The sequence below is a fragment of the Acidovorax sp. AC410 genome (assembly GCF_979253235.1).
In genome coordinates this window covers 94,711-108,037 of the sequence record NZ_CEEDCG010000003.1, presented here as the reverse complement: position 1 = coordinate 108,037, position 13,327 = coordinate 94,711, and the positions used below count along the sequence as shown (strand labels likewise).

The window sequence follows — 13,327 nt, the reverse complement described above, 5'->3', positions numbered from 1 at the left end:
GCCGCCTGCCGGCGACCGAGATGCCCAAACTCTACCGAGCCGCAGTCCACTGCAAGCTCATCTGACCTTGAAAAACCCGTGCATCTTGGTAAGCTATCCCCAATAGCTCACAGGAGAACGCACATGCCTAAACGGAGCACCAAAATCCCAAAGACAACTCCCGGCCCGATCAAGTCCGGCCATCAGGTCCCGCCTGACACACAGTACGAAGGGCTCAAGCAGCTCTTTCAAGCCAACGGCCTGGTCGATTCGACCGGCCGCCCAACCGCCGCTGGACGACGCGCTCTCGCGCAATAGGCGGCAGCTGGCCCCCAGCCCGGCCAACTCCTTGCGCCCATTCACTGCTTGCCAGTGAGTGGGCGTTTTCACTTGTACCGGAAATGACCAACTCCCTCGACGATCAGATCCTCGCTGCCGTGCGCGCTGGCCACGCCAGCCGCGCGCAGCTCATGGCCATCGAAAGCCTGCGCCTCATGACATGGGCTGCGGTCAACGAACGCCTCAAGGCGCTCACCAAAGCTGGCAGCCTGGTGTCCACCAGTACCGGCTGGCGCCTGGCCTGACTGCGCCCCAGCGACTGCACAGCGCGGTAACGCTCCATCAAACGCAAGCCACCACGTGGCTGCATGCCTCGCCACCACACGGCGATGTCCTATTCAGAAAGAACACATGGAACTCTCCAACTCAACAGGGGGGCGCAGCAGCGCGTCCACCGACAACACCAAGCTCACCCGCGAAAGGGTGCAGGCCATGGCGGACGCACCAGAAATGATCGCGACTGCCAACGCCGTGGCTTTCTGCATGGCAGATGTGGCCGTCAAGACGCCGATCGTCGAAGCCTACCAGCGCCAGCTGCTCGCCAAGGGCCAGTGGTTGATGGCGCAGGCGTTCGTGGATTCGGGCGAGGAACGGCCCGTCATCCTGGATCCGAAGCTCAGCTACCTCCTCGAGGAAGAGGACGCGAAGACCTTCCAGGCACAGTGCGCGGCCCAAGCCGCTGCGGCAGGCCTGGCAACCAGGATCCCGGGCAATTGTCCGAAGACAGAAAGCGATCATCAACGATATGTCCTCGAGCTGCACCTGCTGAAACTGGCTCGCCAATACACCGGCGTGGACCCCATGTCGATCTACCAGCCAGCAGATCGCAAGTCCTACGTGGAGACGCTGATGCGATTCCTCGGCCCTCAACTGAAGTCTCAGCTGACCGCGGACTTCCGCTACGTTGAAGGGGTCATGGCTGCGCACCGCGCTGGAACTGGAGCTGATCGCGCACACGACTGATGCCTCGGCATGCACATCACCCCAGAGCCTCCTGCCTGCGAGGAACGTGCCACCGTCATGAACTGAATCCCCGCGCGCCAGCGGCGCCGGGGTATTTGGTCGTAAGCCGGTAGCTGTGGAAGGCCTGGGCGCCAACAACCGGCCGCACCGCAGTAGCATCGGCACGTCCGGTTGTCGCTGCGCTTGGACCACCAATCAAGAAGAATCTCACCATGAATACAGTCAACGTCTGGGCGGTCATCCATCACCTGAATGGACCGCTCACCCTCGAACAAGCACACCTCGCCCTCGATGCGGGCGTGTACGGCGTCTTCCTCATCAGCCACGAAGGCGCTGACCACGAGCTGCCGTCACTGGCCACGGCCATCAAGAGCGTGCGCAGTACCGATGGACGCTCTCTGTGTGTCGGGATCAACCTGCTCACCGAGAAGGACCCCACCGCTGCATTCGAGCTGGCAGCAGCCAATGCACTGGACGCAGTGTGGATCGATGAACCCGGCATCGTCGCAGGAGAGGCGAGGGCGCCCGCGCTCAAGCTGGCCCGGGCGCGCGATGTCTTCCCGGGCAGCGCGAAGCCGCGGGTCTTCGCGAGCGTGGCCTTCAAGTACCAGGCCGAGGATCCCACCCCCGCCAAGTCAGCCCGTGCCGCCCGTGCGCTAGGTTTCACACCAACCACAAGCGGTAAAGCCACCGGCCAGCCGCCAACGGTGGAGAAGATCCAACTGATGCGCGGTACAAGCTCCCAGGGCCTTGCCGTGGCAAGCGGCATGAGCCCGGAGAACATCGCGAGCTACAGGGGATTGCTCAGCGACGTGCTGGTGGCCACTGGAGTCTCGCTCGACGAACATCGGTTCGACTACGAGAAGCTGCGGGCTTTCGTCCACGCCGCAAGTGGCACCTGACCCGGGCGCCCATCTATAGGCATTGCCCCTGTGGCCACCCGGCGCTTCAAGTCGCCAACCATTGGCCACAGCTGCAAGCCCCGGCTCTAGGGGTGAGCAGGCGCTACCGCGACGCAGATGCTTGCTGCCGGCCAGCAGGTCGAATATGCTGCCGCGATGCTTCGAGGATCACACCCTCGGCAGGTGCACCAGGTTGCACCCGTGGGCTGACACTGCTCTGCCCAACACCGGTCTTCTGACCATCGCCAACTGCTGCTGTCCATCGGCACGCACCTCAGATTGGCCAAGCGGCCTATGCCAGGGTGCCCAGCACCTGTCATGCCGCCTTGGTGAACCAACATCTTCAACCCGATCGGGGCTCTACCCGATAGGGAGGCTCCGACCACATTTCTGGAGCCGATATGAAGGCAGAACAAGCCGAAGTGCAAATCCGATTGACCGTCGACGTGACCTACTCGCTCAATGGGGAGACTGCTGCCACCATGGCAGCGCTGCTCCCAAGACTGTGCGAACAGGCCATCGGGGACGGAATGCTTACCGGGGGCACCTCCGCGACCGTGGAGAGCCACGAGGTGACCACGAAACTCTTGCCGGCGCTGATGAGCGAAGAGGCAGTGGCGGACGCCTGGGCCGGGCGATCGCCGCCAACGCCCTGATCGAGCTGCCACATTCTTCAAACCCTGCCGGGGACTCCCCGGCGGGGGCTCCTACGGCACCACCGATTGGAAGTCACATGAAACACCAACTGTCTCAGCCGAAGGCAGGCCGGAAGTGCTCGGCCCAGCCGCGTACCTCGGCCGCACAACTCGAGGCGGCGCTCAAGGCCCTCAACTCGCTGATTGAATGCGGCCACGAGTATCCCGACGCTCACACAAAGGTCGCGCTCACCCGGGGCGTCGATGGCGACGCGCTTACCGCGGCCTACGATGCCCAGGGCGCGCGCCCGTGCGGCCAGTGGGCGCGGGCGCCGAGCTGACCCACGCATCCAACCAACAAGGTCTAGTCGCGCGCCGGTGCGCGTCTGACCAACATGCGAGAGAACTGTGGGCCAGCGGCCCACAGCGCTTTCCAAAGCTGCCCATGGTGGATAGGGCGCCTTTGGAAAGAGCTGACACAGTCCGCGAATGGGCTTGACCGATGAGGCGAATCTGGCAAATTCATCTTCAACAACCCCGCCACACATCACACACTTCAGACACTCATGAAACTTCACCGCTTCCTCGTCGTCCTCGCCGCATGGGCCGTACTGGGCACCGCCTATGCTGACATCACCGGCCGGGTCGTTGGCGTGCTTGATGGCGACACCATCGACGTGCTGGTCGACCACAAGCCAGTCCGCGTGAGGCTGAGCCAGGTCGACGCCCCCGAGTCCCGCGCTGAGTTCGGCACGCGCGCCAAGCAGGCCCTGTCCAAGGCAGTGTTCGCGAAGGTGGTGCACGTGAAGACCAGCGGCACCGACCGTTACGGTCGCACCATCGGAACCGTCCTGGTCGATGGCCAGGACATCAACCGCCTCATGGTGGCGCAGGGGATGGCCTGGGTGTACCGCCAGTACCTCACCGATCAATCACTGCTGGATGTTGAAGCCAAGGCGCGCCAGGGCAGGGTAGGGCTGTGGGCCGACCCCAATCCAGTGGCTCCATGGGAATGGCGCGCGCAGCGCCGAGGCCATGCCTCATCTGGCTGGTAGGCTACGACGATGTCCAAGACACCATCAACGGACGCCCCGCTGCCGGCGTACGGGACTATCCATGGCGGCAAGTTCGATGGTTGGGCCTATTCGTTTGTGGCATTCCTTACCCACCCCACCAAGCCCACCCTGGTGCGCCTGCGCGCCACGCCGCCAGGTTGGCCGTTCCCCTCGACCGTCGACATGCCCTACCCGTTGAGTGCAGTGACGTTTATGCCAGCGGCTGGCGCAACAGCTCCTTCAGCTGGCGCGCTGGCTCGCCTTCAGAAGGCCGCAGCCAAGTAACTGGCGGCCAGCACCCACCTTCACGTGCACACGCCTCCGGCGGCGTAAAAGTTGGAGGTGCCAAGCGCAAGCCACAGGTGGCTCACTTCTTCAGGCGGCACTCGGCTGGGTTGCCATTGACGGCAGTTATTACCCACTTGTCGCCCTGCTTGTGAAGAAGGGCCGACCCCCACCCCATATATTGGCCGGTCGTACCCTTCGAATCGAACATCAAGCATGCCGACTTACCATCGGCTGACTCGATTACGTCACCAAATTTGGCGGACTCCGGATTGACCAACTTCTTACGGAGATCGGCTTGAATATCGCTGTCTTTCGACACGGCATTTTCACTTGTGCTTTGACTGCAACCTGCGAGAGCGACAGCCACAACAAGACCTAGAGCATATTTCATTTTTTCTTTCATACCCAATTATATACTCCTACCCGTTCGCGTAAATGACCCACCATGCGCAAACCGGTGGCAGTTTGGGCTCGCTGGCTACATTGACTGTTGGCGAGCATTGGAAAACGATACCTAGGACTCATTCAATGCTGGGGCTATCAGGGGACCTCGGCTATGATCGCTGGAGAAGAGGCATGGCCTACACCCGTTGTTGTTGAAAAAATTTACCTAGGGAGATGCTGTTATGCGAAGTTTGGTGAGTGCCTTATTGATAGCAGCCACAGCCGCTGGCTTTGTCGGAAACAGTGCCGCTCAAGCTACGTCGAATGAGCGCAAGGCTCAAGCTATGACCGAACTACTCTTGGAACAGAAGGTCCAAGAGGAACGGGCAGCTATTGAAAAAGCAAAAAACGAGCTGGTCAGATCCAAAGGCACCTCCCCATCTAATTCAACCGAGGGCACGGGTGGTATTCCGTTGCCGCTACAGATTGTGATGTGGATCACGATCCTCATATTAATAATCTATCTACTTCTCAGACGCGAGTCGAGAAAGGACGCCAGCCGAAATGTCTCTAGTTCAGATTTGACCCGATGGGAAATTGTTGCTCGCCGGCGCATGGAAATTTACGATGCCGATCCTGAGAGCGTTAAGGTAACCAAGCGAAGGCAACTGAGATGGTTCGAAGAGTTCAAGACGAAAATTATACAAAGCCCGAACGGTGTTGCGTATCAACAGGCGGAAACTGAATACTCCAAGAACATAAGAAACTATTTTTTTAATCGTCCATGACTCTACGGCCGATCAAGAACCGGCAGTTCATTCCTTCAAAACGTGCTTGAACTCTGCCGGGAGCTTACGCACATGGCCTGGCTCGTTTTACGACAGGGCTTCCGATGAAATGGTTTGGCTGGGCGTGTGATGACTGGACACCCACGAAGTGCAGGGCGCTGCCGCAGCACTCGCAAAAGTGCCCCAACCGGGATCAATGGTCGGGCCGCGCGATGAACAAATCGGATCAAATCCTCTGCACAGGCATCATCAAGGGCTAAAGCAGAGGAGCAACACATGGCGATCTGGTTCGTCGCCCGAAACAAGGAAACTGGAGAATGGTCGGGCGGACCGAGCCCCGTGGACTTCGAATACGCTCCAAGGAAGGTCTACGCCGTTCTTGCCGATGGTCAACAGGAAGCACTCGACGCTGTCAAGAATTGCGGTCCCGAACTGGAAGTCTTGTCTCCGTTGGAGCTGGGGCTGCTGACAGCCCTCGCAAAGAATCCCGGGTGGACCACCGTCCGTGCGAGCCTCTGCGCTCACGCGCTACGTCTCCGCACCAAGGGCCTGGTGGAGCTCTCCGACGCAGGGCAGTTCAGACTTGCCACGGCCGCCATCGCCACCTCGCCACCGCCAGCGGCTTCAGCACCGGATAGCGCGGCCGCATCGACCTCGCTATCCGTGATCGACATCTTGGCAAGGGCGAGCGCTGGGGCCGCAACAGCATCGACTGGGACGGTGGCGGACCAGAACGCTTGCCGCTTTCCCGTGACAGTAGCACCACAAACTCGCGCGTTTCTGGACAGTCAGGCCTTCGCGCACAATCAGTCGCTCGCTGGCCTGTGCGGACTTATCCTGGACGAGGTCGCCCGGGAAACGCTTCGGCGGGCGTCGTCGTTCTGAGCTGGTGCGACTATTAGCGGATCAGCACGATTTCCCTGAGGCTCGGTGCCGGTCGCATCGCGGTAGGAGCTAGGGGCAGGCGGCACTCAGGGCTTTTGAAGGTTGCGCATTAATGCGCATCAGCAAGGGGCTGCGGGGAGGAAGCCTGTATGTGAACCACAGCGCTACCTACCAGAACAAGGCGAGTTTGCTGATTCCGCAGGACGAGTGGGAGCGCGACAAAGTCGCGCTCTGCGAAGCCTATGGTCTGGAATTGGATCCGCGCAAAGCGCTTGACCTCCAGTACGAGTTGCTGCGTGCCGGCCTTGCCGATGTGGAGGTCGGACTCGAAAAAGGCCTGCTTGAGATCGATGAAGACGGCTGCGTGCGTATACCGGCGATTCGCGCCGCGGAGGAAGACCCGGAACTTCGACACACGAATCAACGCCTGAGCGACTTGATTGGCGCAACCCAGCTGCCGGACGTCATTTTGGAGATCGACAGTCGGACCCAAATCAGCACCATGCTGCTGGGCCGCCAGCCGGAAGACGCCGAAGAACTCATCGCACTGTATGCGGGCTTGCTCGCGCACGGCACAGAGATCGACGCCAAGGCGGCAGCAGCCATGATTCCCGGCGTGCCCGTCAGCCGCGTATCGGCCGCCATGCGCATGCTCGAGGCGCCTGGCCGGCTGCGCTCAGCCAACGATAGCGTGGTGGCATTCCAACAGCGGTTTCCGATCGTAAAGCTGTGGAGCGATGGGAAGAAGGCCTCCTCGGACATGATGGCGCTCGACGCAACTCGCCACCTGTCCATTGCCCGCACCGATCCTCGTCGCAAGACCGCGGCGGCAGGCATCTACACCCATATCCTGGGCAGCTACCCGGTCATCTTTGACCAACCCATCGTGCTGTTAACGCGCCAGGACGCGCCGGCAGTGCATGGGATCGAAGCCTACAACTCGCACAGCGAAGACCGCATCAAAGTCGACCTTTTGGCGGTGGACACCCACGGCTATACCTACTCAGGCATGAGCGTGGCCAAGCTGCTGAAGTTCGACTTGTGCCCCCAGTTGGCCGGCCTACCAGACCGCAAGATCTGGACACCCCGCTCGATCAAGGTGTCCGAGGCCCTCGAGCAAATCACCATACCAGCCATCACCGAAAAAGCTATCCGGGAAGGCTGGGACCAGACCATGCGCCTTATTGCCTCGATCAAGTCTGGCCGCGTGAGCGTCGCTTGGGCGCTGGCCCGCCACGGGAGCGCAGCGGCCGGGGATGACGTTCGCCGCTGCCTGGACCAGTACGGCCGCCTGCTGCGATCGGTGTTCCTGTGCGACTATTTCACCAACGACGTCTTCCGGCGGGAAATCCACACTTTGCTCAACCGCGGTGAGTCGGTGCACCTCCTTCAGCGGGCCATCTACTACGGTCGAATCACCGCCGAAAGAGGCCGCCGCCGCGACGAGCTCAAGTCGATTTCGGGATCGCATGCGCTCTTGACGAACGTCGTGATCGGCTGGAACACGATGAAACTGCAGGAAACCGTAGATCGTCTGAAGTCCAGCGGGCAACGCATTGACGACAGCATCCTGCGCCGAATCGGGCCGGTCCACTTCGGGCACATCAACTTCCGGGGCACCATGAGCTTCAGTGTTGCCCGGTATGCCAGCGTGCTTTTGAAGGGAGAAATGACCTCGAAACGCACTCCCGCAAAACGCGCCGAAAAATAACCCTATTTCGTGCTTTTGCATTTCCGTCTGCAAAATCGGAAAGCTGCTCTATATAAATCAACGACTTAGCACGCCCGTGCATTTCGCCATTTCATTTATTCCGTGCAAAAAAGGAAATACCCGACTAATTAAGTAGGCTATTGGGGGCTCGGCGGAGAAGTCGTTCGGGGCGCAAATTATTCCGTTGGCGGCCCAACGTCTACCCCCGCTTGCGCCAGTTGCCCAAGTGTCACCAGCTCAGAAGGCATGTGGAGCACCCGGATGTTGGCGAGCGCCTGTATCGCGTCGCGCTTGGACCAAATGTCTGTCTTGTCGCTTGTGAGGAAAACCGAACAGCCAGCCTTGACCGCCGAATAGAGATGCTGTGCATCGACCTGGGCGCCCATCAACTTGCGTAGCGGTTCGAGGAGCGCGGAAGGCTTGTAGTCGTTCCAGGTTCCGGGAGCCTCTTTCCAACTCAGATTGCTCTGCAGCCTAGTGACGAAGCCTCATGTCCATCGTCGCGTCAGCTGCGGCCGCCACCGTACCGTCCGCTTCAAGGACACCTGCCAACATCAGATCCACAGCGGTCTTTGCCGCATCGAGACTTGGGTACTGGGTCTCCTCCGTTGCGCCGGCTCCGAAAAGCGCAGTGGCCCAGGTGAGCTTGAGAATCCGCAGGCCTTTTGGTGTGAGGGTCACGGTGCCGTCGGGAGAGGTGCTGATTTCTTCGGTCATGGTGTCAATTCCTGGTGATCTTTCGTACAAGCCTACGCCCGAACGAGAAGGCGTCAAGTCGCGAAAAAGGGGAGATGCTCCCCCGGTCGGGTCGTTTAGGGGGCCAACGGGGAGGCCTGGCGCGATATGGTGGAAACGTCATCTGCCTCAAGACAATCCATGCCCTCCGTACGAAGCCCATTCCACAATCGCATCTGGCATTCGCCGACCTTTCTCACCGCTGCAAAGCGCGAGTCCATCCACACCGCCTACGCGGTCGCGATCGTAGCCGCTGCCACCGCATCCGCATCTCTCGCAGGCGCCGATTTGTATGCGTTCAAGACGCAGACCGCGGTGGTCGTGAATGGTTTCGCGGGAACTGGGCTGCTCTGGACCCTTTTGACGGCCAAGACCGGCGCAGGGCAGGAAGGGGGGCTCGCGCGGCAACGCGCAAACCTGCTGTTCGCCTACATGGCGCTGCTGCGCGTGCCCGCGCTGATCGGCTGCATCCTGTTTGCAGTGGCTACCCGGCGCACGTGGTCGGATCCGGTGGTGGACATGCCCGCAGTGGTGCTGATCGCATCGGTCCTCGTCATCGCAGGCCTGTACGGCGCGCAGCGCGTGGTGTTGACCAAGGGGCGCAAGGCATGCTGAGCACCGACTACGAACTTGAGGGCAGGGCAGCGCTCGTGAGCCTCCCCGTGGGCCCTGCCGGAGCCATGGAACGTGTTCTCGTGTGCATTCACCAGAGCGACGGCGCCACGCTGGTGGTGCTGAACGATGCCGGCGGCATCGTGACATCGCTCGCGATCTTCGGCGACATCTCGGAGAACTTGCCTCGGCAAGTAGCGTTCAGGGAGGTCGGTGAGTTCGCGCCGCTTTCGCGCTCCCAGTCCGGCCTGTTATTGGGCAGCCTCAGTGCTGGAAAGCACGGCCCACTGACCATCGCACGCGCAACCCTTGCGTTGGGGAAGGGCGTGAGCCACGTGGCCGCCCTCGAACATGCAGTCAGCGTGTCGAGGGCCTGCTCCGCGCTGGCCAACTCGCTCCCAGGCCTGATCCAGATGAGAGGTTTGAACGACCACGCAATCAACAACGTCGGCTATCAGCTGGCCGCAGCCTGACCGAAGGTGCCAACAGCCGCGCCGACCAAAGTGACATCTATGCCCACCAAGTATCGGCCCATGGACCGCACACTTCTCCGTCTGGCCGCTCTGCGAGCGATGCTTCACAGCGGCTATGCGGTCACAGGCTTCATCGCAGCGGCCGCACTCGTCTCGCCGTATCGGCTGGGCCCGTTCGGATTCTGGGTCCAAGTGTGCATAGTCTTCATGGGCTATTGGATTACCTCGAATCTGTTGGCATATTGGGCAGCGCGAACCGTGTACCGCCAGATTGGCACCAGACACCCTCTTCGGGCTGAATTGCTTGTAGCGCTCATGAAGCTTTTCAGAGTACCAGCGCTTCTTGGCTGCGCGGGCATCGCTCTTGCATCTTGGCAACGCTGGTCGGAACTTGCTTTGGAGGCGCCGGCCTCTGTATTGCTGACTGCGCTTGTGGCATTTGGAAGCCTCTATTGGGCTGAGCGCAACATGATTTGCGATGGGCCTTAGATAGTGCCCGAGAACTACTTACTCCAGCCGAGCATGCGCTGCATGCACACCTTGGGGTCGTCTCAGAAAACGGAAAATAAAGCACGTTAAGCTGGCTGCAGCGGCCGTAGCGGCCTGAACTTGCCCGCGCCGATCTTGGCGTTGCTGCGCCAGAGGTAATCGCCAGTCAGGTTGATGTGCTCCCAACCCAGCGGCGACAGATGCTGCAATAGAGAGTCATCAACGGGCTTGCCGTGGCCACGCAGGGCATTCGCGGCCCGTTCCAGATAAACCGTGTTCCACAGCACGATGGCTGCCGTCACCAGGTTGAGGCCGCTGGCCCGGTAGCGCTGCTGCTCGAAGCTGCGGTCACGAATTTCGCCCAGGCGGTTGAAGAACACGGCGCGAGCCAGCGCGTTGCGCGCCTCGCCTTTGTTCAGCCCGGCATGCACGCGGCGACGCAGCTCGACGCTTTGCAGCCAGTCCAGGATGAACAGCGTGCGCTCGATGCGGCCCAGCTCACGCAGAGCCACGGCCAGGCCGTTCTGGCGCGGGTAGCTGCCGAGTTTCCGCAGCATCAATGAGGCGGTCACCGTGCCCTGCTTGATCGAGGTGGCCAGCCGCAAAATTTCGTCCCAATGGGCGCGGACGTGTTTGATGTTGAGCGTGCCGCCGATCATCGACTTGAGTGCGTCATAGGCGGCATCGCCCTTCGGGATGTAGAGCTTGGTATCGCCCAGGTCGCGGATGCGCGGCGCGAAGCGGAAGCCCAAGAGGTGCATCAGGGCGAAGACATGATCGGTGAAGCCCGCCGTGTCAGTGTAGTGCTCCTCGATGCGCAGGTCGGATTCGTGGTGCAGCAAGCCATCGAGCACGTAGGTAGAGTCACGGACGCCGACGTTCACGACCTTGGTGTGGAACGGCGCGTACTGGTCAGAGATGTGGGTGTAGAACGTCCGCCCTGGGCTGCTGCCGTATTTAGGATTGATATGGCCGGTGCTCTCGGCCTTGCTGCCGGTGCGGAAATTCTGCCCGTCCGACGATGACGTGGTGCCGTCGCCCCAATGCTCGGCGAAGGGGTGGCGGAATTGCGCGTTGACCAGCTCGGCCAGTGCCGCCCCATAGGTTTCATCTCGGATGTGCCAGGCTTGCAGCCATGCCAGCTTGGCATAGGTTGTTCCGGGGCACGATTCCGCCATCTTGGTCAGGCCCAAGTTGATTGCGTCGGCCAGGATCGTGGTCAGGAGCAGGTTCTTGTCCTTGACCAGGTCGCCCGATTTCAGGTGCGCGAAGTGCCGGGTAAAACCTGTCCACTCGTCCACCTCCAGCAGCAGTTCGGTGATCTTGACGTGCGGCAGGATCATCGCCGTCTGGTCGATCAGCGCCTGCGCGGTGTCGGGCACCGCCGCGTCGAGTGGCGTGATCTTCAGTCCCGATTCGGTGATGATGGCATCCGGCAACTCGTTGGCCAGCGCCATGCGGTTTACGGTGGTGAGCTGCGTTTCCAGCAGCGTCAGCCGTTCATGCAGGTACTGGTCGCAATCGGTGGCCACAGCCAGCGGCAATTCGCTGGCCTGTTTGAGGCTGGCGAATTTGGCCGGCGGCACCAGGTAGTCCTCGAAATCCTTGAACTGGCGGGAGCCTTGCACCCAGATGTCGCCGGAGCGCAGTGCGTTCTTCATCTCCGACAACGCGCACAGCTCGTAGTAACGCCGGTCGATGCCGGCGTCGGTCATCACCAGCTTCTGCCAGCGCGGCTTGATGAAGTCGGTCGGCGCGTCGGCAGGCACCTTGCGGGCGTTGTCGCTGTTCATGCCGCGCAGCACCTCAATGGCGTCGAGTACGTCCTTGGCGGCAGGCGCGGCCCGCAGCTTGAGTACGCCGAGAAATTCCGGCGCGTAGCGGCGCAGCGTGGCGTAGCTCTCGCCGATGCGGTGCAAGAAATCGAAGTCCTCGGGCTGCGCGAGCTTCTGCGCTTCGGTGACGCTCTCGGCGAAGGCATCCCAGGACATGACGGCCTCGATGGCGGCGAACGGATCGCGGCCTGCTTGCTTGGCCTCGATCAGCGCCTGACCGATGCGCCCGAACAGCCGCACCTTGGCGTTGATCGCCTTGCCGGACGCCTGGAACTGCTGCTGATGCTTGTTCTTGGCGGCGTTGAACAGCTTGCCCAGGATGCGGTCATGCAGGTCGATGATTTCGTCGGTGACGGTGGCCATGCCCTCGATGGCGAGCGCCACTAGGGTCGCGTAGCGGCGCTGCGCCTCGAACTTGGCCAGGTCCGCGGGCGTCATCTGACCGCCCTCGCGGGCGATCTTGAGCAGCCGATTCTGGTGAACCAAGCGCTCGATGCCCGAAGGCAGGTCGAGCGCCTGCCACGCCTTGAGGCGTTCGATGTGTTCGAGCATGTGCCGCGAATTCGGCTTGGCCGGTGACTGGCGCAGCCAAGCCAACCAGGTCGTCTTGCCGTTGTCCCGGCGTTTGAGCAGATCGTCGAGGCGGCGGCGATGCGCGTCCGATAGCGGTTCGGCCAGGGCATCGTAGATGCGCCGGTTGGCGCGGGTAATCGCTTCGGCGGTCGCTCGTTCGACGGCGTTGATGGCAGGCAGAATGACCGACTGCCGCCGCAGATGATCAACCAAGGCGCTGGCCAGCACGACGCCCTTGTCGGTTTGCATTGCCAGCTCGGTCAGCCACTGGACGGCCTGCCGGTAGTGGCTCATCGTGAAGGGCTGGAAGCCCAACACCGTTTGCAGCTCGACCAGGTGCTCGCGCCGGGTCTGTTCCCGCTGGCCATACTCGCCCCAGCGTTCGACGCCAACCTTGAGCTGGTCAGCGACCAGTTTCAGCAAAGGCGGAAACGGCGGCTCATCGACGCCAAGGATGACACCGGGAAAGCGCAGGTAGCAGAGCTGCACGGCGAAGCCCAGCCGGTTGGCCGGACCGCGCCTCTGCCGGATGATGGACAGGTCGGTGTCGCTGAACGTGTAGTGACGGATCAGCTCTTCCTTGGCGTCCGGCAATGCCAGCAGGTTGTCACGCTCGGCAGTGGACAGGATCGAACGGCGTGGCATGGATGCTCTTTTTCTTTCTATGGCCGAGTAAATCCA

The 13,327-nt window shown here is 61.4% G+C and carries 15 protein-coding genes; 12 read left to right on the top strand and 3 right to left on the bottom strand.

What is annotated here, in order from left to right; translation table 11 throughout:
• Positions 1 to 380 precede the first annotated feature (380 nt).
• The 7 genes from AC0IZS_RS33675 (at position 381) to AC0IZS_RS33645 (ending at position 4,158) form a co-directional block, all read left to right on the top strand.
• Positions 381 to 563 carry a hypothetical protein gene (locus tag AC0IZS_RS33675; RefSeq protein ID WP_471639714.1) on the top strand — a complete coding sequence of 61 codons (183 nt, stop codon included), beginning with the start codon at positions 381 to 383 and terminating at the stop codon, positions 561 to 563.
• Between the two features lie 106 nt (positions 564 to 669).
• Positions 670 to 1,281 carry a hypothetical protein gene (locus AC0IZS_RS33670; protein WP_471639713.1) on the top strand — a complete coding sequence of 204 codons (612 nt, stop codon included), beginning with the start codon at positions 670 to 672 and terminating at the stop codon, positions 1,279 to 1,281.
• A 212-nt stretch (positions 1,282 to 1,493) separates the two neighbouring features.
• Entirely contained in the window at positions 1,494 to 2,183 is a 690-nt protein-coding gene (locus AC0IZS_RS33665; protein WP_471639712.1) for a beta/alpha barrel domain-containing protein, read from the top strand.
• A 401-nt stretch (positions 2,184 to 2,584) separates the two neighbouring features.
• Positions 2,585 to 2,839, top strand: a complete 255-nt coding sequence (locus AC0IZS_RS33660; RefSeq protein WP_471639711.1) for a hypothetical protein — start codon at positions 2,585 to 2,587, stop codon at positions 2,837 to 2,839.
• Between the two features lie 77 nt (positions 2,840 to 2,916).
• The gene (locus AC0IZS_RS33655; RefSeq protein ID WP_471639710.1) at positions 2,917 to 3,159 is read left to right on the top strand and encodes a hypothetical protein; all 243 of its coding nucleotides are present in this window, start codon (positions 2,917 to 2,919) and stop codon (positions 3,157 to 3,159) included.
• Between the two features lie 225 nt (positions 3,160 to 3,384).
• The gene (locus tag AC0IZS_RS33650) at positions 3,385 to 3,873 is read left to right on the top strand and encodes a thermonuclease family protein (RefSeq protein WP_436220483.1); all 489 of its coding nucleotides are present in this window, start codon (positions 3,385 to 3,387) and stop codon (positions 3,871 to 3,873) included.
• 9 nt (positions 3,874 to 3,882) lie between these two features.
• A complete protein-coding gene (locus AC0IZS_RS33645; RefSeq protein WP_436220484.1) occupies positions 3,883 to 4,158 on the top strand; it encodes a hypothetical protein in 276 nt (91 codons plus the stop codon).
• A gap of 82 nt (positions 4,159 to 4,240) precedes the next feature.
• Here the strand turns inward: AC0IZS_RS33645 and AC0IZS_RS33640 are convergent, their stop codons facing one another.
• Positions 4,241 to 4,570 carry a hypothetical protein gene (locus AC0IZS_RS33640; RefSeq protein WP_471639709.1) on the bottom strand — a complete coding sequence of 110 codons (330 nt, stop codon included), beginning with the start codon at positions 4,568 to 4,570 and terminating at the stop codon, positions 4,241 to 4,243.
• Between the two features lie 319 nt (positions 4,571 to 4,889).
• Between AC0IZS_RS33640 and AC0IZS_RS33635 the strand changes: the two genes are divergently transcribed.
• The 3 genes from AC0IZS_RS33635 (at position 4,890) to AC0IZS_RS33625 (ending at position 7,929) form a co-directional block, all read left to right on the top strand.
• Positions 4,890 to 5,333, top strand: a complete 444-nt coding sequence (locus AC0IZS_RS33635; protein ID WP_436220486.1) for a hypothetical protein — start codon at positions 4,890 to 4,892, stop codon at positions 5,331 to 5,333.
• Positions 5,334 to 5,609: 276 nt separating this feature from the next.
• On the top strand, positions 5,610 to 6,218 hold the full coding sequence (locus AC0IZS_RS33630; protein WP_436220487.1) for a hypothetical protein: 609 nt from the start codon (positions 5,610 to 5,612) through the stop codon (positions 6,216 to 6,218).
• Positions 6,219 to 6,330: 112 nt separating this feature from the next.
• Entirely contained in the window at positions 6,331 to 7,929 is a 1,599-nt protein-coding gene (locus tag AC0IZS_RS33625; RefSeq protein ID WP_471639708.1) for a Tn3 family transposase, read from the top strand.
• Between the two features lie 474 nt (positions 7,930 to 8,403).
• Here the strand turns inward: AC0IZS_RS33625 and AC0IZS_RS33620 are convergent, their stop codons facing one another.
• Positions 8,404 to 8,646: a hypothetical protein gene (locus tag AC0IZS_RS33620; RefSeq protein ID WP_436220292.1), complete on the bottom strand. Its 243-nt coding sequence runs from the start codon at positions 8,644 to 8,646 to the stop codon at positions 8,404 to 8,406.
• A gap of 159 nt (positions 8,647 to 8,805) precedes the next feature.
• Between AC0IZS_RS33620 and AC0IZS_RS33615 the strand changes: the two genes are divergently transcribed.
• Positions 8,806 to 9,279 (top strand): hypothetical protein, encoded by a 474-nt coding sequence (locus tag AC0IZS_RS33615; protein WP_471639707.1) that lies wholly within the window; start codon positions 8,806 to 8,808, stop codon positions 9,277 to 9,279.
• Positions 9,273 to 9,749 carry a hypothetical protein gene (locus tag AC0IZS_RS33610; protein WP_471639706.1) on the top strand — a complete coding sequence of 159 codons (477 nt, stop codon included), beginning with the start codon at positions 9,273 to 9,275 and terminating at the stop codon, positions 9,747 to 9,749. Before AC0IZS_RS33615 ends, AC0IZS_RS33610 begins: the two co-directional genes overlap by 7 nt.
• 575 nt (positions 9,750 to 10,324) lie before the next feature.
• Here the strand turns inward: AC0IZS_RS33610 and AC0IZS_RS33605 are convergent.
• Complete coding sequence (locus AC0IZS_RS33605; RefSeq protein WP_023842651.1) at positions 10,325 to 13,291, bottom strand: Tn3 family transposase; 2,967 nt, start codon at positions 13,289 to 13,291, stop codon at positions 10,325 to 10,327.
• Positions 13,292 to 13,327: the final 36 nt, after the last annotated feature.

Excerpts from the sequence above, each read along its gene's own strand:
- AC0IZS_RS33635 (WP_436220486.1), top strand. The coding sequence starts at position 4,890 with ATGACCGAACTACTCTTGGAACAGAAGGTCCAAGAGGAACGGGCAGCT.
- AC0IZS_RS33655 (WP_471639710.1), top strand. The coding sequence starts at position 2,917 with ATGAAACACCAACTGTCTCAGCCGAAGGCAGGCCGGAAGTGCTCGGCC.
- AC0IZS_RS33650 (WP_436220483.1), top strand. The coding sequence starts at position 3,385 with ATGAAACTTCACCGCTTCCTCGTCGTCCTCGCCGCATGGGCCGTACTG.
- AC0IZS_RS33625 (WP_471639708.1), top strand. The coding sequence starts at position 6,331 with ATGCGCATCAGCAAGGGGCTGCGGGGAGGAAGCCTGTATGTGAACCAC.
- AC0IZS_RS33670 (WP_471639713.1), top strand. The coding sequence starts at position 670 with ATGGAACTCTCCAACTCAACAGGGGGGCGCAGCAGCGCGTCCACCGAC.
- AC0IZS_RS33605 (WP_023842651.1), bottom strand. The coding sequence starts at position 13,291 with ATGCCACGCCGTTCGATCCTGTCCACTGCCGAGCGTGACAACCTGCTG.
- AC0IZS_RS33620 (WP_436220292.1), bottom strand. The coding sequence starts at position 8,646 with ATGACCGAAGAAATCAGCACCTCTCCCGACGGCACCGTGACCCTCACA.
- AC0IZS_RS33630 (WP_436220487.1), top strand. The coding sequence starts at position 5,610 with ATGGCGATCTGGTTCGTCGCCCGAAACAAGGAAACTGGAGAATGGTCG.
- AC0IZS_RS33660 (WP_471639711.1), top strand. The coding sequence starts at position 2,585 with ATGAAGGCAGAACAAGCCGAAGTGCAAATCCGATTGACCGTCGACGTG.
- AC0IZS_RS33675 (WP_471639714.1), top strand. The coding sequence starts at position 381 with ATGACCAACTCCCTCGACGATCAGATCCTCGCTGCCGTGCGCGCTGGC.
- AC0IZS_RS33665 (WP_471639712.1), top strand. The coding sequence starts at position 1,494 with ATGAATACAGTCAACGTCTGGGCGGTCATCCATCACCTGAATGGACCG.
- AC0IZS_RS33610 (WP_471639706.1), top strand. The coding sequence starts at position 9,273 with ATGCTGAGCACCGACTACGAACTTGAGGGCAGGGCAGCGCTCGTGAGC.
- AC0IZS_RS33615 (WP_471639707.1), top strand. The coding sequence starts at position 8,806 with ATGCCCTCCGTACGAAGCCCATTCCACAATCGCATCTGGCATTCGCCG.
- AC0IZS_RS33645 (WP_436220484.1), top strand. The coding sequence starts at position 3,883 with ATGTCCAAGACACCATCAACGGACGCCCCGCTGCCGGCGTACGGGACT.